This window comes from Streptomyces sp. NBC_00885 (genome assembly GCF_045207475.1).
GTDB lineage: Bacteria > Actinomycetota > Actinomycetes > Streptomycetales > Streptomycetaceae > Streptomyces.
The window spans coordinates 6,780,016-6,795,537 of the sequence record NZ_CP108796.1 but is presented as its reverse complement, the minus strand read 5'-3'; the positions used below and the strand labels follow the sequence as shown (position 1 = coordinate 6,795,537).

The window sequence follows — 15,522 nt, the reverse complement described above, 5'->3', positions numbered from 1 at the left end:
ACGAGCCCAACCGTGCTGAACGGACCCGGGGTTGGCGTCAGGACGCGCTCTTTGAGCTTGAGGAGCTGGGCGACCTGTACGGCATTGATGCATCGGGGGTGAGGATCCGATGACGCGAGGCCCAGCCCCCAGGGACAACGCCGTACGCCGCAACGCTCACCCGCACGCGCAGCAGCTTCCCGCCGGCACCCAGCCGGGCCGCGAGCTGCCGAAGGCCCTCGGTATCACGACCGGCGGGGCCAAACGCTTTTGGAAGACCTGGAGCCAGGCCCCGCAGACAACGGCATGGACAGCAACCGACTGGGCCGAACTGGAGCTGACGACAAAGCTCGTTGACGGCCTTTTCCTTGGGGACCTCAAGCTAGCCGGTGAGATCCGGCAGCGGGTTGCCAAGTGGGGCGCCACGGTGGAAGACCGCGCCCGACTTCGAATGACTTTTGAGAAGACCGATGAGACCGGACCCGAGGCGCCTTCTGATGCCCCTCCGGAGGTCGACTTGGACGAGGAGCTTTACAGGCTGCTGAACGGCTCCTAAAAGGCGGTGATCCTTGCAGACAGGTAACCTGCCCGCGGGGGTCCCGAGGCCAAATGAGACGCTGGGCTACCAGATCATTCGGTGGGCTCAGAAGTACATCGTCCAGCCAGACGGAGACAGGGCCGGTGAGTCCTGGACGTTTACGGCTGAGCAACTTCGTTTCGTCCTCTGGTTCTACTCCATCAACCCTGATGGCTCGTGGAAGTATTCGGCGGCAACGCTTCGTCGCGCGAAGGGCTGGGGGAAGACCCCGCTCCTTGCCGCTCTGGCCATTGTTGAGTTCCTAGGTCCGTGTCGGTTCAACCACTTTGACGCGTTTGGCCTGCCTGTTGGTAAGACCGTCCCTCTGCCCGTTGTGCAGATCGGCGCTACCGCGCTCGATCAGACCGACCAGACCCTAGACATGATCCGAGGCATGCTCTCGGAGTCTCCTGCTGAGGCTGAATACGGACTGGACATCGGTAAGTCGATCGTCCAGTTCAAGAGTGGCAAACCGGGTTCCATCAAGCCTAAGGCCACTGCCGGCAGGACGAACGAGGGTAACCGCCCGACGTTTGCTCTCATGGATGAGGTCCACCACTGGGTGAGTTCCAATGGGGGCCCGGACTTCTACCAGACCATCAAGCGGAACATCGAGAAGACGACCAAGGCCGGTTCCCGATGGGTCTGCACCACCAATGCGTATAACCCCAACGAGGATTCCGTAGCGCAGATCATCCACGAGAGTGAGATGGTCGCGCAGAGCTATTGGCTATACGACTGCCTTGAGGGCTCGATCGATGTTGAAGACATCCGAGATGAAGCCTCGGTTCGTGCGTCCCTCATAGAGGCGTACGGAGACGCAACATGGGCCGACGTCGACGGCCTGACGCGAACCATCCTCTACGACAGGACGACTCCGGACTCTACTTACTGCCGCTTCTTCTTCAACCAAATCGCTGAGTCCTCTGACGGCTGGATGAGTAAGACCGAGTGGGACGCCCGTTATTGCGAGGATGACCCGATCACGCCGGGCGATCAGATAGCCATCGGCTTTGACGGTTCGATCCGCGGTGACGCTACGGGGCTTGTCGGAGTGCGTTTGCGTGACGCCAAGTTGTTCGTCCTCGGTGTCTGGGAGCGTCCTGAACGCGCTTCTGATGACTGGGAAGTTGACGTTCTCGCGGTAGAGGCAGCCGTGAATACGGCCTTCAAGACCTACCGCGTTGAGTGGTTCTACGCCGACCCGCCTTACTGGCAAGAGAACATCGGCCGTTGGGCGATCGAGCACGGAGACGACATCGTGTTTGAGTTCTGGACGAACAAGCCGACTCGCATGGTCCAGGCAGTTGAGCGCTTCCGCACTGCGGCCATGGTGGGCGATCTAAAGCACGACGGGGACCACCGTCTAACTCGGCACGTCCTGAATGCCGTTACTCGTGAGGTTCCTCAGGGACTTCTCATCACTAAGGACAGTCCGCGCTCGAAGCGGAAGATCGACCTTGCAGTTTGTGGCGTTCTCGCCCTGGAGGCCAGAGCCGATGCGATCGCAGATGGACGACTGAAAGTAAGAAGGTCACGCGTAGTGGGCTTCTGAAGGAGGCCCATTGATTGTTCCCCCAGGAAGTCATACAGCCTTCATAGGCAAGCCGGAATCACCGGACCAGTGGCTCATGTACCTCTATGGCAAGCTCCCTGGCCCTGGTGCTCCCTCTCGGCTCTATAGCCAGTATTACGAGGGCGAGCAACAGAAGCTTGCGTTCTCGCAGATGCGTTACAAGCACGCTTTTGCTGACGTCTTTCAGCAGTGGCGCGACAACTTTTGCGGGATGATCGTGGACGCCACGAACGAGCGTCTGAGTATCGACTCCTTCCGTCTCCCAGAGACGGGCACGGATAGGGACGCTCGGGCCTTCTGGCAGCGATCCAGCATGGATGCCTACTCGAACGCTGTGCACCTTGAGGCTCTGATTCAGGGCACCTCGTACGTGGTGGTGTGGGCGGACGGCCAGGGCGAGCCCACGATTACACCGGTCTCCTGTGAACGCATGGCTGTCTGCTACAAGCCAGGCAGCCTCAACGAGCTGGAGGCCGCAGCACGGTTCGAGCTGGACCCATGGGGACGGCAGCAGGTCACCTTGTGGACCGAGTCCTACGTGTACGAAGTGGCCTACGGCACCACTGAGTGGGACCAGGGCGAGCGCAAGCCCAACCCCCTCGGCGTCGTCCCTGTAGTGGGTTTCGAGAACCGCTCTCGTCTTCTCGGCACGCCCTTCTCTGATCTCGCCAACGTCATTCCCATTCAGGATGCGATCAACAAGACCGTCATGGACGCGCTCACGGCGTCCGAGTTCGCTGCCTTTCCTCAGCGTTTCGTTACCGGTCTTGAGATACAGGAAGACAGCAACGGCAATCCCATTGAGCCGTTCAACGTTGGCGCTGACAAGCTTCTTCAGGCAGAGGACCCGGCAGCCAAGTTCGGCTCTTTCGAGGCGGCAGATCTCAAGAATTACGTGACGCTTGTTGACATGCTGGTCCAGCATCTTGCGAGCGTATCCCGAGTGCCAAGTCACTACTTCTTGGTGAACTCGTCCAACACCCCTTCGGGTGAGGCCATCATCTCGGCGGAAGCGGGATTGGTCGCCAAGGTGCGGGAACGCATGCTTCATTTCGGTGAGGCATGGGAGAGGGTCATTCGCCTCTGTTTCGCTGTGAAGCGGGACAAGCGTAAGGACGCTTTCGAGATGGAAACGCGTTGGCGTGACCCCGAGTACCGCACCGAAGCTCAGCACATTGATGCACTGCTCAAGCTTAAGCACCTCAATGTGCCTGAGGAAATCTTGTGGGCTGAGGCTGGCTTCTCCGCCGCTCAGATCGACTCCTTCCGTGAAATGCGTAAGGAAGACGCTAAGGCAGCTGCCGAAGTTCAGAAGCTCATGCCGCAGCCTGAACCCCAGAACTCCCCTGCCACCAAGCCTCCGCAGGGTAATTCCGGCAACGCAAACCGCAAGATTCATGAGGCTCAGAACTGACCCGCCGAAATGGCGAGTCCCTTCCGAAATGGAATCCCACATGACGACTCAGAACGACAACTCCGGCCAGCCTGGTAGCGGTTCCACTGAGGGAAATCCTCCTGTGACTCCCGCGGCGACCCCGCCGACTCCTCCCGCTGGCCCAACGCTGGAAGAGGCCATTGCCGACCGCGACAAGTGGAAGGCCCTGTCTCGCCAGAATGAGAGCAACTTCAACAGCACTCGCACTGAGCTTCAGCAGCTCCAGGCAACCCAGCAGGCGGCCATTGAGACCGCCCGCACCGAGGGCCGGACGTCCGCACTCGGGGAGGTCTCCCAGGAGCTTGTCACCGCTGAGCTTCGTCTCCAGGCCGCGACGGTTGGCACGGAACTTCCTGACCTGAAGTTCCTTGATCTTGCCCTGTTCAAGGGCGAGAACGAGCGCCCCGACTCGGACGCCGTTAAGTCGTTCATTGAGTCTCTGCCTAAGTCTTCCGGATCGGAGTTCCCGCACCTTGCGGGCGCCGGTCACAACAGAGGTGGCACCGACAAGTTTTCCAGTCTCGACCCTAACGAACTGGCTGACTTCATTTCCGGCGGTGGCTTCCTCTAAGCCGCCTCTCCCTATCTCGCACAGCCCTCCACCCTGGGGGGCTTTTGTTATGCCCTCTTGGAGGCTGAATGGCTACCACGCATCACTTCAATCTTGACCCCAAGCAGGTCACCATTGCTGCTCTGGGGATTCTCGACCGTCAGCTCACCCTCGGTGGCATTCCGGCTCGGTACTCTGAGCTGAACTTCACTGGTGGCGTCGGTGACGTGATCAACGTCAACCGCGAGAGTCGCGGTATTCCGGTTCAGGCGGGCGGTATCTCGTCCCCAGTCACCAACCCAATCACAGGTGACAAGAACGTCTTTGCCGCTGCGTCAGACCGCCCTCTTCCGACCGCGGACCGCCGGGCGCCTAACGGATTCATCAACGAGACGCGTTTCCCGGTCCAGCTGACCACGCTTGCCCAGAACGCTACTGCGCTGGGTATGGAAACCGTGGCGCTTGACCTCAGGCAGTTCGGCACTCAGGTTCTTTCCAAGCTGACTCGCGGCTTCGCTGAGTACTTTGACGACACCGTTGCGGCGTTCATCAAGGCGAACATCAACCGGTCGAGCCTAACCGCTGGGCAGAAGAACGCAGTTGGCGGAGACCTCACCGTGTCGATTCCTGCGGCCAACGGCACCGCGGCGAACCTGACTCAGCGCGCGCTTGGCATTCGTACTGCGCTGGTCGATGCGCGCATGAACCTGAACCTTGCGCTGGTGCCGGCTTCTGAACGATTCCTCATTGCCGGTCCTGAGGTTGAGGCAATCCTCCTGAAGGACCCCGAGTTCGTGGCTGTCGACTACTCGGGCGACACCAACGCTCTGCGTCGGGCGACTGTTGGCCGTATCTACGGCTTTGACATCGTCGTTCACAACGCTTTCGGGCTGGAGATGTACCTCTTCCACAAGAGCGCGATGCTCATTGCGTCGGCTTGCCCGGCCCTGCCGATGGGTGCCGTTACCGGCTCCATTCAGAACGTAAACGGGATCGCCACCCGAATGCTGGTCGATTACGACTACAACAAGAAGATGGACACCATCGGCCTCGACACCATGTACGGCATGGCGACCGTCAAGGAAGACCCGGACTACAGCGTCCGCGGTGCAACCATCGGTGAAAAGTTCGTTCGCGGTCTGAAGATTTCGATTACGGAGACGGCAACCCCCTGATCTCCCTTAGACGGCCCAAGCTTGATTCTTTCTGCCGTTACAGTCCCACTGCTGCAGCCAAGTACCCGCAGCGGGTTCCGTCATGGGCGGAGGGGTATGCGCGTCCAAGCACTTACCGCTACTCAGGAGACGCAGGTTATAAGCGGCGGTACCCTTCCGCCCCTCAAAGGACCAAACCTGGTTGGCTGCCCACTTGCAGGGAGCTTTGGACACAACGGACCCATTCACATCTTGGTTGCGCACGACAGTCAGGCACTGTCCCGATGGTCTATCCATCAACTGGAATTGGTTCTGAAATGCATTGCCGTCCCCGCGACGGAGAACCACGAAGTACTGACTGTCCCTGCCTCTTTGGGCCTGAACCCTTACAGGCTGTGGACCGCTGCGAGGCAGGCCACGGATGACGGGACCGGTGTCAGCATCTACAACTAGGCTGTCGCGTGAGCCAGCCATGCTTTGTATGTTGATCCAAACGTTGTCGCGATCAGGGTAGAGGACGAATGGGAATCCGACGGTCGAATTGTCGTTGGGCCCATCAGCTGTAGCTTCCCAGTGGTTTGAGGCAAACCACGTGTCCTTGCTCACGCGGTCACGGACCACCGGAGCGACGCAAACGTGGTCGTCTGGCGTCGCCTCGCGCCACACAAATCCCTCCCTGCAAGTATCCGCCCCATGGGCGCCCCCGCCGGCCCGGAACTTCTCACCGTCTTCTGTCAGCTGCATCATCCAGTCGCGAATCTCTGGCTTGACGCATACGTGGTCGTCGGGGGTCGCTTCCCGCCAGACGTAACTCTGCACACAAGTGTCCGGATCAATACCAGCTGCCGATGCTGGAGTTGAGCCGGTGAAATCGCTGAGCGCCGCAGCTATAAGCGCTGATGCCGCAACTACAGATGACCGTTTCCGCAATATTCGACGGGAGGCTCTGCTTTCGCTCTGCATGGGAGATCTCCGCTACGTTCACAGTGCCCGGCAGCTGCACGATGCGCTGACCAAATGGCGCGGACTCTAACGTGTCTCAGCCGATCAGTTCCAGTTCAACACTTGGTCCCGTTCTTAGCAACTTACCGTCGCGGTAGCGGGACAGGCCGTAGGGAGGTCTCATGCCATTGGCAACAGTTGAGGATGTGGCCGCCCGCATTGGGCGGCACGTCTCCGATGACGAGCGCCCCCGTATTGCCGCGTTCCTTGAGGACGTAACCGGCCTGATTGAGGACTACTGCGGCAGGGAGCTGCACCGGCGCCAGGACGAGAGCTTGACCCTGCACGCAGAGGGCGGGTGTCTCCTGTCTGTCCCCGGTCGGTACCTCACGTTCCTTACCGTCTCCGCCGTACAGGTCGACGGCCAGGCCCTCACTGGCTGGACGTTCAACGGGCAGCTACTCGTGTACGCGGACGGCTGGCCGACTGGCCCAGTCACCCTCACTGGCTCCTGGGGCTATCAGACTCCCCCAGCCTCTTTGAGAGCCGTTGCCTGCTCTGAGGTCATCCGCTGGATGGCTATGTCACCAGGAATCGAGTCAGAGCGCGTCGGCGAGGTCGAAGTGAGCTTTGCAGCGTCTTCCTCGGGTCAGTCCCTCTCCGCCACCTCTACGGCCGCGCTGAAGCCCTACAGGCGCCGCGGTGTTGGCGTGATGACCCTCCAGAGGAAGGGCCCGCGTGTATTCGGCTACTGACTCCGTGGAAATCTGGCGGGCTCCCACACAGATCAAGAACGCATACACGACGCGTCCGGACTGGGACCAGGCCCTCAAGGTCTGGGAGGGCTCAGCCAGCGTCCAGCCGGACAAGGCGTATGAGTCCGCCAGCCCGGCCCGTGACGTCTCTCAGGAACGGCTCACGGTCTTCCTGCCATACACGGCCGTAGTCGTCTCGGGCGACAGGCTGAGGCTCCGCGGCCACATGTACGAGGTCGACGGGGAGCCCGAACGGTGGGACCACACGTCCCGCCGGCACCTGAAGCTCGCCATATGGAGGGCTCTTCGATGACCGACTCCAAGAGAGCCCGTACCAAGCTGACGCTTCACCAGGGCTGGCAACGTGAGGCCCTGGCCCTCCCTGGCGTCCGGGAGCTGGTTGCCAAGCGCACAGGCGAGCTGCTGCACAGGGCCATCACTGACGCGCCGCGTAGGGGCCACAAGTCCCTTCCCTGGAACGCCATCAAGAAGAGCATCGAGGGGTATGTACGGCTCGACCATGACGGATGGTTCGGCAACGTCGTGATCGAGGACGACCCCCAGGTTCGTCACGCCATGCTGCAAGAGCGTGGCTTCACCAGTCCCCGAGGCCGAAGGGTCAAGGGCCGTAGGTACCTCAAGGGCGCCCTTCTGAAAATGAGGGTGCGATGAAGCTTGACCCAATTGAGTTCCTGGTCACATATCTCGACTCCATCCCGGAAATCTCTGATGGATCGGTGCTGGGCGACCTTACTAACCATGTCACTGGTCAGACGGCCATCTACTTAGAGCACATGGGCGGTTTCCGCGTTGTCCGGGACCGGATGGACCGGATTGACGTTGAGTACGCCGCTTACTCGATGGACCGTAAGGAAGCCGTCGATCTCGCGCTTCTCGTGAGAGAGAAGCTGTTGGAGGATCTTCCGGACACTGCGGTTGGTGGTGCTCTCGTCCTGGACATTGAGGAGATCGAGTCTCTGAAGTACGACCCCGACGACTCCTCACGTGAGCACGTCTATTGCGGGCAAGTGGCGATCTTCTACACCGCAGCCTGACAACCCCTCCGAGCCTTAGAGGACTCGGATTGAAGCCCCTCTCTGGGGGCTTTTTTGTTTCCCCGAGGAGATCCCATATGGCGAATGACGCAAAAAAGATTCGGTTCGCTCCGAACGGCACGATTTACGTAGCCCCCGCTGGTGGCAGCCTCGTGCCTCCTGTCGTGTTGGGCGACGGCATGACGGCTCCAACTGGCTACAAGGCACTTGGTTATGTCGATGAGGGGGGCGTAACCCTTACACCGGCCATCGAGACTCAGCCGGTGAATGCCTGGCAGTCCGCTGTCCCGGTTCTCTACAACGTGACCTCTGCGAGTTTCAGCGTGAAGGCCACGCTCCAGGAGACCAACGAGGTTACGACTGAGCTGTTCTGGGGCGCTGAGTGGGTCGAGATCATGTCCACTGACCCGACCCCTGTTGGCACTGGCGTCTTCCGGCTTGACCTCGCGTCCACACCGGACCTGAAGGAACTTTCTCTGGTCGTGGACTGGAATCAGGGCGCCGTTCGGAGCCGTTGTGTGATCCCTCGCGCAATGATTTCGGACCGTGGGGCGGTCCAGCTTTCCCGTACCGAGAACGGCAAGTACGAGCTGACGATTGAGGCTCTGGACTCCGCCGGCAAGCTCGGTTACGTGCTGACCAACGACGACATCGTGAACGCCTAAGGAAACGTGAGGCGCGAACACTAGCGGCTGAGCCCTCGGCTTGAGGGGGCTTTACGACTCCTCTCAGTACCTCTGGCCTCGCTTGATGTCGCGACTCGCCTGGTTGATTTCATCCGCTACCCTGCGGGCTTGATTAGCCGCAGAACTTTGGCTGTCACTCTCCGGGCGGCGTCCCCCGTGGCGCATGTTTCGCGCTATCTGCTCGGCTTGTTCGGCTTCACGCAGGCATTCGTGGATTCTGCCTTTCTTCCAAGAGCTCAATTCCGCTCCCTGTGAGCGCTTTTCCCACTTTTCCTCCTGTAGCTCCTCCAGCTCCTTTCGGAGCCGTCGAGCGCGATCTTCCCAGTACTCGGGATAGTTAGACTCGGCCATTTCTGTCTCCCTCCATCTTTGTCCGAGACGGCACCTCATACTCGATCTTGCGCTCTGTGAACAGTGTCGCTCTCGGCTGACGTAGCTGCAACATGTCCCGCCTCTGCCGGGGAGGGCGAAAATCCCCGGCACTCTCACCCAAAACCCGGCCCCATTGGGGCTTTTCGCGTTGCCCAGGAGACCCCATGACCACTACGAAGAAGACTGCCGCGAAGAAGAGCCCTTCGAAGAAGGTTGCCGCGGCTAAGGCCGAGGCAACTAAGGCATTTGCCACCTTCGAGCACCGCGGGCTCACCTTCAAGCTGCCCCACCCGAAGAACTTCCCTCTTGAGGTTCTGATGACGGATGACGAGTTGGTTGCTACTCAGCTCATCCTTGGTGAGGATCAGTGGGCCGCGTACCTTGCGACCCATCCGGACATTGAGGACTTCGGCGAGTTCGCCCGCAAGATGTCTGAGGCTCAGGGACGGGACGAAGACTCGGGAAACTGATGGCAGTCGTCTACGTCGTCCAGACCTACCCTGATGAACTGGAAGCGGACTTCCTTGAGTTCTTCGGCGTTGACCTCCTGGACTTGTGGCGTGGACGGCTTTCCCTGCGTCGTGTGGGCGTTCTCATCCGATCCTTGCTGAGCAAGCCTGGCCGCTCAACTCTCCTGATGGCCATGGATGAGCGCGCTAAGTGGGCTGAGCGAGATTACTTCCTCGCGCGTATCTCGGACGCGCTTGAGCTTTCCAACTTCCTCTTCCTCAAGGCGAATGTCCCCGATGAGGACACTCGCGACCTTGAGTTTCCTGCACCGATTCCGCGGCCCGGGGAACCGGAGCCGCAGCCCAGGTCAGACCCAGAGTTCAGCGATGCGCAGGAACTCACGGCCTTCTTTGGGCGGCTGAACAGCCTCTAAGGGGGGTTCCATGGCTGAAGGACGCGGACCTATCAAGGTCGGTACTGGCTATATTGAGATCATTCCTAAGGTCCTTCAGAAGGACGTGGAGGAGCTTCGCCGCAAGGTCTCTGGCGAGATGGCGAAGCTCGGTGCTACAGCCTCACGGGAAGTCTCGAAGGCGGTCAAGGAAGGTCTTGCCGGCCTGCCGAAGGAAACGCAGAAGCAGGCGAAGAAGGCCAAGGAAGCCGTTGAGAAGGAAGCGGTCGACTCGGCAAAGACTCTGCGGAAGATCGAACGGCAGATCACCAAGGAGTTCGGCGAGGAGGCCGGGAGGCGGTTCCGTGAGTACCGGAAGACCGAGGAGAAGAAGCAGAAGCTCTTGGAGGAGACTTCTGCCCAGACTCGTACGGCTCTCCGTGAGACTGTGCGCCAGGAGGAGCGGGCCGCCCGCGAGCGGCAGACCGCCGCTGAGCGCTTGGAGCGGGAGCGCAGGAAGCTCCAGGTTCAGAGTCAGCGCGAGCATGACCGCATAGAGCGGGAGAAGCGCCAGGAGTCAGACCGCCAGGCCCGGCTTGCCCTCCAGGCCCAGCGCGAGGCCCTGAGACAGCAGATAGCCGCTCAGCGTGAAGCAGCTCGTCAGCAGATTGCCGCCATCCGGGAGCAGGCTGCCGCTCAGCGGGCCATCCTTCAGGACGGCATCGCTCACCAGCAGCGGCGCATGGTGCAGCTCCGTGACCAGATCCGGGACATCAACCGGAACATCAATACGACCAACACCACGACTCAGAGCTACTTCACCCGGACGGGCACCAGCCTGAAGCGGATGGGCACTTGGTTCGATCAGGTCGGACAGTCCATCAATGAGGCTGCAAACATCCTCTCGACGCGCTTCCTGGCTCCCCTGGCTACCGCTGGTGCCGCGCTGACGGCTATCGGTGTCCAGAACGCTGATAAGCGTCTCCTGGGTCAGCTTGGCCTCAGCTCTGCGGGAGTCTCCAAGTCCGTCTCTGCGGCCCAGATGTCCGCCATCCAGAATTACGCCATCAATACTCCATTCAGCATCGACGTGATGCACGAGTATCAGATGAAGCTCATCCGGTCTGTAGCTGGTAGCGATAAGAGCTGGTACAGCAAGGATGCGGGGACGCGAACGGGTGCAGCCAACAAGGCTGCTGGCAAGACCACTGACCTGATTATGGCTATCGGTGACTCGATGGCGCGAGCCGGAAATCTTAGTCCACAGCAATTCCAGCGTGCCATGTACGCGATGGACATGATCATGGATATGGACCGGGCGCCCACGAAGAACGTGAAGCAGCTCGCTGCCGCATCCGGTATGCCTGCGTCGGAGCTTGCTCAGCTTCTCGGCTTTGACAATGCCCAGAAGATGTGGAAGGTCATCGGTACACCAGCCGCCAAGGGCGGTGGTGTTTCTGGTACTCAGATCATGAATGCCATGCTCAACTACTGGAACCCAGAGAAGTACAAGGGTTCTCAGACGGGCGAGGGCTCTCAGGGCTACGCGGCTAAGATGACCAGCCAGACCATTACCGGTCGCCTTCAGCAGATGAAGGAGCGGGCAACCTTTGAGCTTGGAAACCTCTTCGTGGAGGAAGGCAAGGGCGGTCAGTACCAGTACACGGACCTTGGAAACAAGCTCGCTGGTAAGGACGGAATACTTGACCAAGTTCAGGGGATGGCAAAGAAGTACGCCCCCGACGTAGAGAAGTTCTTGGGCCTCTTCCTGGACTCGCTCAAGAAGTTCATCGACATGGTCGACAAGGCAGCAACCTGGATCAAAGAATCTGGGCTAGGCGAACTCGCCGCCTCTGTCGGAAAGTTCCTCGTTCAGTGGGGTCCTCTGATCCTCGCTGTGGGTCTCCTGTCCAAGGTGATTGGTAAGGCCGTGGGCCTGGCAGGTCGTCTCTTCGCTCCTGCTGCTGCCGTGACACGAGCTGGTGTCCGCGCGCACGAGGGCGGGCGGGATGTCCGTAGCCAGCGTGCCGCAGCTCGTACCGCCCGGGAGGAGGCGCGCGCCTCTGGCTCTTCCCGCCGCGACGCCCGCCAGGCAGGCCGAGCGGCGTACCGCCAGCAGCGGACGGCCAACCGCCAGGGCGACGACCGTTCTACTCGCACGCGGCTCCTGGACGGCGTCATGGGACGTGACTCCCGTGGGAACGACGGACAGAGGCAGATCCGGGCCCTTGAGGACCAGATCCGTGAAGCTCGGGACGAGGCTGCGAGGCTCCGTGACGAGCTGCGCGACGCTAACCGGGAGTCCATGCGGCAGATCACTGCGGCGCTGGCCGGCAACGGTCAGAACTCCGTGCAGGGTGCCGCGAACGCGGCTCAGAACTCGGTGGGCCAGCTCCAGACACAGGCGCGGCAAGCCAACAACACGAGCCTCAACCAGCTCCACCAGGAGCTAGAGAGCGTCAGGAAGTCTGCTCAGGACGTTGCCTCGGAACTGGGCAAGGTCAAGAACGCGGTCACCACTCTCGACGGCCAGAACCTCAATGCGGTCACCGCGGAGTTCGGTCAGCTCAAGTCTGCTGCTGAAGACGCCGGAAGGGAGATCACGAGTGACAACACTCGGGTTGGCAACCTCAACGGCAAGGACGTCAAGGGTGTCACTGGCTCCGTCAATGGACTGAGGGACGCTGCGAAGGAAGCGGCGAACCAGATCGGTGACGGCGCCATGTCGTCGTCCACATCGGGCCGTACCGCGAACCTCAACCGGCGTCGACTGACGGACATCATCCAGGAGTTCAACAAGCTCACGGGTGCTGCGGACAAGGCTTACGACAAGATCGGTCAGGGCACCGGTGCGGGCTCGCTTGCGGGCCGTGTCGGGCTCCTCAACGGCAGGTCTCTCAAGAAGATCACGGATGCCGTAAAGGCTCTCGAAAAGGCCCTGAAGAAGGCCCGTGACGAGGGTGACGGCCTTGACGGGGCTCTCGACCGGATCGGCAAGAAGTCTCCTGGTGGAGGCGGTTCCGGCGGCTCGAAGAAAAAGAAGAGGGCCCGGGGCGGCGTGATGCGTCCATCGGACGTGTCATACGCAGGGGTCATGCCGGGCTACCAGCCATGGGCAGACAAGATTCCGACTCTGCTCACTCCAGGTGAGGCGGTTCTTCGTCCCGAGGTTGCCAACGCCATTGGCGAGGAGAAGATCAACGCTTGGAACTCCCTTGCGGTTCGAGGCAGGATCTCACGTCATGCTCGCGGTACTAGTGGTGGCGGAGGGAAGTTCGACCTTGACGCTGCCAAGGAACTGATTGACCTTCAGAACATTTATCCGGTGGGCACGGCCATGCTCAAGACCATGAAGCTCGACGGCACTTCTGACCGACTCGGCGGAAGTGTTCAGGGTGGCATTCTCCGCACTGGCGACCACTCCGCCGGCATCGGCGGTTCTGTGGGTGCGGCCAAGTTCCGGGGTATGTACGACTGGATGACTGAGGATGTCTTCACTGTCCTCAAGAAGGTCCCAACCCTTGTCGGTCAGGCTGCCGGTATTCTCGGCGGCGCCTTGGCTCCGGTCCAAGCTGACTACTTCTGGAATGACGTATGGAAGGGCAATGGAAACATTGTCGACCGAGGTAAGACCTATCTCGGCCACCTGTTCAGCATGGAAACCCTGAGCAAGGTTTGGGACAACCTGCATTCCGGGCTCGGTGACTCCCTGGGGGCCATCTGGGAAACGGTCACAAACCCAATCGACGCGTTCAGCAATGTGTTCGGGGATATCGGTGACATCGTCTCGGGTTCCTACAACAACCTGATCGGGATGGTCGATACCGTAAAGGAGATCAAGGATAGCCCGATGGGCTATGCCGGACGAGTCTTCAACGGCTTCGTGGATAACGCCAAGGAGTCCATGCCAAACACTAAGGGCCTCTTTGACTTCAAGAAGGGGGCCAAGGTCAGTGCCGACGTCCCGGACTTCGACGCCACGACGGCATCTCTCCCCCAGGGGAACGGTGCAGATAAGTGGCGTCTCGTGGCCGCTCAGGCACTGCAAATGCTCGGCCTTCCTGGGTCCTCACTGAGTACGGTCCTGCATCGAATCAACATGGAGTCCGGCGGAGACCCGAACATCGTTAACCGCTGGGACTCCAATTGGCAGGCTGGACACCCCTCGGTCGGCCTTATGCAGGTCATTGGCCCCACGTACAGGGCGTACGCCGGGATGTTCAAGGGCACAGGACCATTCCTGTACGGCACTTCCGTCAACCCCCTGGCCAACATTTACGCGGGGCTCAACTACGCGAAGAACCGCTATGGGGCCCGTTGGCAGTCCGTCCTTGCCGGTAATACCGGCTATGCGACAGGAACCATGTCCGCTTCTCCTGGCCTCGCAATGGTCGGAGAGAGGGGGCGTGAGCTGGTTGCCTTTGGTGGCGGTGAACGCGTCTTCAACAACGCCGAGACGGAAGCCCTTCTCAACGGAAAGAAGTACGAAATTCACGTTCACGAGGCTCGCAACGAGCCGACGCCTCAGGCAGTGATGAGGGCCCTTCAGACAGCGGAGGCCCTTTACACCACCTTGTAAGGAGGCCCCATGCCAATTCCGGTGAAGGTGGTACCAGCTCCACCAGTGGTCAATCCACCAGTGGCACCGGTACCGGTCGAATGGGGCCACACCAGCGTGACAATCGTTGGGAACAACGGTCAGGGGGAGGAGATCCCCCTGACCGTGTTCGACCGCCCCTCGTGGCCCTCCATCATCATGCAGCCCGGAGCAACGGGGCTCGACATGCCGCCATTCGGCCTCTTCTCGGATGACGCTCCGAATCTCGACGGCTCCATATTCCGGTCCTCTCGGGCTGCGGCACGCGAGGTCATGATCCCTGTCTACTTGCACGGCATCGACCGCAGCACGGTGAACGGACTGAAGCGGAAGCTCTTCCAGGCCCTCAACCCCAAGCGCGGTTACTGCGTGCTGCGGTTCACCGAGGGCGACAACGAAACCCGCATGCTCAATGCCTACTACAAGGGCGGCATGGAAGGCGCTGAGTCCACGGACACAGCGGGCTTCACCTGGGCTAAGTACGGCCTGAATTTCACGGCTATGGATCCGTGGTGGTACCCGGACCGAAGTCAGACAGCTCAATGGAACTTTGGAACCGGTAGCCCACTACTCAGCACAACCACGGCCTTCTTCCCCATGAACATCAGCAGCGGTGTCATGGGCGGCCCTGGCGAAGCCCTTCTGATCAGAAACCCCGGAGACATTGAGGCTTGGCCCGTATGGGAACTGCGCGGCCCTGTAAGGAGCTTCACTCTGACCAGCCCTACGGGTCAGATGGTGAAGGCGTCCCCGCCTGCCGGCGGAGCTGATCTCGTCGCCCCTGGTCGCGTCCTGACGATCGATACGCGCCCCGGAAAAAAGACCGTCATGGATGACCAGGGCCTGAACTACTGGGACAAGCTCGACACGGCCCCTCAGTTTTGGCCCGTGGAACCGGGCGACACCAACGCGTCAGTATCTGTGGTAACCGGTGCAGGAATGGCCGCGGTGGTCCTGAGCTTCCGCCCCCGGTACGCAAGTTATGTATAGGAGGACTCTTGGG

15 protein-coding genes are annotated in these 15,522 nt (G+C 60.6%); 14 read left to right on the top strand and 1 reads right to left on the bottom strand.

All coding sequences use genetic code 11. From position 1 onward, the window contains the following. Positions 1–109 precede the first annotated feature (109 nt). From OHA61_RS30810 to OHA61_RS30790, 5 genes are all read left to right on the top strand, one after another. Positions 110–535, top strand: a complete 426-nt coding sequence (locus tag OHA61_RS30810; protein WP_406305786.1) for a hypothetical protein — start codon at positions 110–112, stop codon at positions 533–535. Positions 536–548: 13 nt separating this feature from the next. Continuing rightward, positions 549–2,111 carry a hypothetical protein gene (locus OHA61_RS30805; RefSeq protein ID WP_406305785.1) on the top strand — a complete coding sequence of 521 codons (1,563 nt, stop codon included), beginning with the start codon at positions 549–551 and terminating at the stop codon, positions 2,109–2,111. Between the two features lie 10 nt (positions 2,112–2,121). Next, entirely contained in the window at positions 2,122–3,546 is a 1,425-nt protein-coding gene (locus OHA61_RS30800) for a phage portal protein (RefSeq protein WP_406305784.1), read from the top strand. A gap of 40 nt (positions 3,547–3,586) precedes the next feature. Continuing rightward, a complete protein-coding gene (locus OHA61_RS30795) occupies positions 3,587–4,138 on the top strand; it encodes a hypothetical protein (RefSeq protein WP_406305783.1) in 552 nt (183 codons plus the stop codon). Between the two features lie 68 nt (positions 4,139–4,206). Next, entirely contained in the window at positions 4,207–5,292 is a 1,086-nt protein-coding gene (locus OHA61_RS30790) for a hypothetical protein (RefSeq protein ID WP_406305782.1), read from the top strand. A 6-nt stretch (positions 5,293–5,298) separates the two neighbouring features. Here the strand turns inward: OHA61_RS30790 and OHA61_RS30785 are convergent, their stop codons facing one another. Beyond that, positions 5,299–5,745: an RICIN domain-containing protein gene (locus OHA61_RS30785; RefSeq protein ID WP_406307536.1), complete on the bottom strand. Its 447-nt coding sequence runs from the start codon at positions 5,743–5,745 to the stop codon at positions 5,299–5,301. Positions 5,746–6,395: 650 nt separating this feature from the next. Between OHA61_RS30785 and OHA61_RS30780 the strand changes: the two genes are divergently transcribed. The 9 genes from OHA61_RS30780 to OHA61_RS30740 all read left to right on the top strand — a co-directional run bounded on the left by OHA61_RS30780 (position 6,396) and on the right by OHA61_RS30740 (position 15,509). Further along, positions 6,396–6,968 (top strand): phage gp6-like head-tail connector protein, encoded by a 573-nt coding sequence (locus tag OHA61_RS30780; RefSeq protein WP_406305781.1) that lies wholly within the window; start codon positions 6,396–6,398, stop codon positions 6,966–6,968. 4 nt (positions 6,969–6,972) lie between these two features. Then, positions 6,973–7,281: a hypothetical protein gene (locus OHA61_RS30775; RefSeq protein WP_406305780.1), complete on the top strand. Its 309-nt coding sequence runs from the start codon at positions 6,973–6,975 to the stop codon at positions 7,279–7,281. Further along, positions 7,278–7,640 carry a hypothetical protein gene (locus OHA61_RS30770; RefSeq protein WP_406305779.1) on the top strand — a complete coding sequence of 121 codons (363 nt, stop codon included), beginning with the start codon at positions 7,278–7,280 and terminating at the stop codon, positions 7,638–7,640. Before OHA61_RS30775 ends, OHA61_RS30770 begins: the two co-directional genes overlap by 4 nt. Next, entirely contained in the window at positions 7,637–8,023 is a 387-nt protein-coding gene (locus tag OHA61_RS30765; RefSeq protein ID WP_406305778.1) for a hypothetical protein, read from the top strand. Before OHA61_RS30770 ends, OHA61_RS30765 begins: the two co-directional genes overlap by 4 nt. A gap of 77 nt (positions 8,024–8,100) precedes the next feature. Continuing rightward, positions 8,101–8,688, top strand: a complete 588-nt coding sequence (locus tag OHA61_RS30760) for a hypothetical protein (RefSeq protein WP_406305777.1) — start codon at positions 8,101–8,103, stop codon at positions 8,686–8,688. 557 nt (positions 8,689–9,245) lie between these two features. Further along, complete coding sequence (locus OHA61_RS30755; protein ID WP_406305776.1) at positions 9,246–9,551, top strand: hypothetical protein; 306 nt, start codon at positions 9,246–9,248, stop codon at positions 9,549–9,551. Next, positions 9,551–9,964, top strand: a complete 414-nt coding sequence (locus OHA61_RS30750; RefSeq protein WP_406305775.1) for a hypothetical protein — start codon at positions 9,551–9,553, stop codon at positions 9,962–9,964. Before OHA61_RS30755 ends, OHA61_RS30750 begins: the two co-directional genes overlap by 1 nt. Before the next feature lie 10 nt (positions 9,965–9,974). Further along, positions 9,975–14,501, top strand: a complete 4,527-nt coding sequence (locus tag OHA61_RS30745; RefSeq protein WP_406305774.1) for a transglycosylase SLT domain-containing protein — start codon at positions 9,975–9,977, stop codon at positions 14,499–14,501. A gap of 9 nt (positions 14,502–14,510) precedes the next feature. After that, on the top strand, positions 14,511–15,509 hold the full coding sequence (locus OHA61_RS30740; RefSeq protein ID WP_406305773.1) for a phage tail domain-containing protein: 999 nt from the start codon (positions 14,511–14,513) through the stop codon (positions 15,507–15,509). The last annotated feature ends 13 nt before the right edge of the window (positions 15,510–15,522 follow it).

Bases quoted from the DNA above. Each gene is read 5' to 3' on its own strand.
- OHA61_RS30765 (WP_406305778.1), top strand. From the start codon at position 7,637: ATGAAGCTTGACCCAATTGAGTTCCTGGTCACATATCTCGACTCCATC.
- OHA61_RS30780 (WP_406305781.1), top strand. From the start codon at position 6,396: ATGCCATTGGCAACAGTTGAGGATGTGGCCGCCCGCATTGGGCGGCAC.
- OHA61_RS30770 (WP_406305779.1), top strand. From the start codon at position 7,278: ATGACCGACTCCAAGAGAGCCCGTACCAAGCTGACGCTTCACCAGGGC.
- OHA61_RS30755 (WP_406305776.1), top strand. From the start codon at position 9,246: ATGACCACTACGAAGAAGACTGCCGCGAAGAAGAGCCCTTCGAAGAAG.
- OHA61_RS30760 (WP_406305777.1), top strand. From the start codon at position 8,101: ATGGCGAATGACGCAAAAAAGATTCGGTTCGCTCCGAACGGCACGATT.
- OHA61_RS30740 (WP_406305773.1), top strand. From the start codon at position 14,511: ATGCCAATTCCGGTGAAGGTGGTACCAGCTCCACCAGTGGTCAATCCA.
- OHA61_RS30790 (WP_406305782.1), top strand. From the start codon at position 4,207: ATGGCTACCACGCATCACTTCAATCTTGACCCCAAGCAGGTCACCATT.
- OHA61_RS30810 (WP_406305786.1), top strand. From the start codon at position 110: ATGACGCGAGGCCCAGCCCCCAGGGACAACGCCGTACGCCGCAACGCT.
- OHA61_RS30795 (WP_406305783.1), top strand. From the start codon at position 3,587: ATGACGACTCAGAACGACAACTCCGGCCAGCCTGGTAGCGGTTCCACT.
- OHA61_RS30785 (WP_406307536.1), bottom strand. From the start codon at position 5,745: ATGGCTGGCTCACGCGACAGCCTAGTTGTAGATGCTGACACCGGTCCC.
- OHA61_RS30750 (WP_406305775.1), top strand. From the start codon at position 9,551: ATGGCAGTCGTCTACGTCGTCCAGACCTACCCTGATGAACTGGAAGCG.
- OHA61_RS30745 (WP_406305774.1), top strand. From the start codon at position 9,975: ATGGCTGAAGGACGCGGACCTATCAAGGTCGGTACTGGCTATATTGAG.